Origin of the sequence: Klebsiella sp. 1SOBk10mer (genome assembly GCF_046602535.1) — a bacterium.
In the GTDB taxonomy this organism is placed as follows: Bacteria; Pseudomonadota; Gammaproteobacteria; order Enterobacterales; family Enterobacteriaceae; genus Klebsiella; species Klebsiella quasipneumoniae.
Genome location: NZ_JBKIUP010000048.1, coordinates 1 through 1,483, shown reverse-complemented (window position 1 = coordinate 1,483; position 1,483 = coordinate 1). Strand labels below are relative to the sequence as shown.

The 1,483-nt window shown below is 51.7% G+C and carries 2 protein-coding genes; one reads left to right on the top strand and one right to left on the bottom strand.

Features of this window, described 5'->3' with window-relative positions:
• Positions 1-279: hypothetical protein (locus ACLH1I_RS26515; RefSeq protein WP_411302953.1), on the bottom strand; the 279-nt coding region annotated here is incomplete at its 3' end.
• On the opposite strand from ACLH1I_RS26515, the gene ACLH1I_RS26510 reads away from it, so the two are divergent.
• Entirely contained in the window at positions 256-1,104 is an 849-nt protein-coding gene (locus ACLH1I_RS26510; protein ID WP_023343086.1) for a hypothetical protein, read from the top strand. The genes ACLH1I_RS26515 and ACLH1I_RS26510 overlap by 24 nt on opposite strands.
• Positions 1,105-1,483: the final 379 nt, after the last annotated feature.

Below are 1,483 nucleotides of genomic sequence, written 5' to 3'. Positions count from 1 at the left end.
TTTATTATGGTGATCCCCTGGGCGAAATGCGCCTGGTAAGCAGAGTTTTTGAAATGTAAGGCCTTTGAATAAGACAAAAGGCTGCCTCATCGCTAACTTTGCAACAGTGCCGGCTCGGGCAAGACCACGCTGCTGATACGACGGTTGAGTGAGGACAGGAGGACGCTGCTCCTGACCTTCACCGTGAATAATGAAGCGCATCTGCGGGCACAGATTATCAGACGTTTTGGCTTTATCCCGGAAGGGATCAGGGTGATGACCTGGTTTGAGTTTCTGCACGGTTTTTGCTTCCGGCCTTTCCTGCAGGAGCAGCTGGCATCGCGTGGCCTGAGCTTCGACCAGCCCCCACCCAGAATACCGCGCACGAATGCCCGGCATTATCAGGATCCCGCCGGACGGCTGTATCACCGGAGGCTCGCACATTTACTGACAGCCCGGGGGTTGCTGCCGGATATCCGTATCCGGCTTGCCCGTTACTATGATGAACTGCTTGTCGATGAAGTCCAGGACTTTGCCGGACATGACTTTAATTTTCTGCTGGAGCTCTGCCGCGCGGAAATCACTGTGCTCTGTTGCGGCGATTTTTATCAGCATACCTTTGATACAAGCCATGACGGCAACGTTAATTCAACGCTGCACGACGACATCACGCGATATGAGGCCCGCTTCGACGCAGCAGGTTTCGCGGTTGACCGGGACACGCTCAACCGGACATGGCGTTGCTCAGCTTCAGTGTGCGAGTTTATCACCGGGCAACTGAACATCCGTATCGCTGCCCATGGGATACATGCCTCCCTGATTGAAACGATCGCAGATACAGAGCGCTCAGCCACCCTGCACGCCGATAATACGGTGATTAAGCTCTTCTATCGTGAACATCACCGTTACGGCTGCTATTCCATGAACTGGGGCGCCAGTAAAGGGCTCGATCACTTTCAGGATGTCTGCATTGTGATGGGATCCTCCCACTGGAAGCTTCTGACCCGTCAGGAACTGGCAACCCTTCCACCGTCGTCCCGTAACAGGCTGTACGTGGCATGCTCACGGGCGCGCGGCAACATTTATTTTGTTCCCGAAACTCATCTGCGCCGATTCCGAAACTGAGTTACCGACTTCTCAGTCGGGCACAAATCAGTAAAAAGCGAGGGTCATCGACGGGAATACCGGCTGGACAGGTGCGGTTCCGGTTCTCGCTTTCCGGAACCTGGCTAACAATATGTAACATTATCATTAAATACAATTATGCCAGTTATTTTTATTCGCAAAATGCTAATAATGTGGCATACACGCCAGTATGAAAACATTGTTAACTTTTTAAGTTCTGAATGGTATGTCGCTTGTGCAGTTAAAAGTGCAGATCATTGAAAGTATTGGTGATGCTACCAACTTGCTGATTTAGTGTATAATGGTGTTTTTGAGGTGCTCCCGTGGCTTCAGTCTCCGTCTGCTGTCCCTCCTGTTCCGCTACTGAAGGCGTGATGCG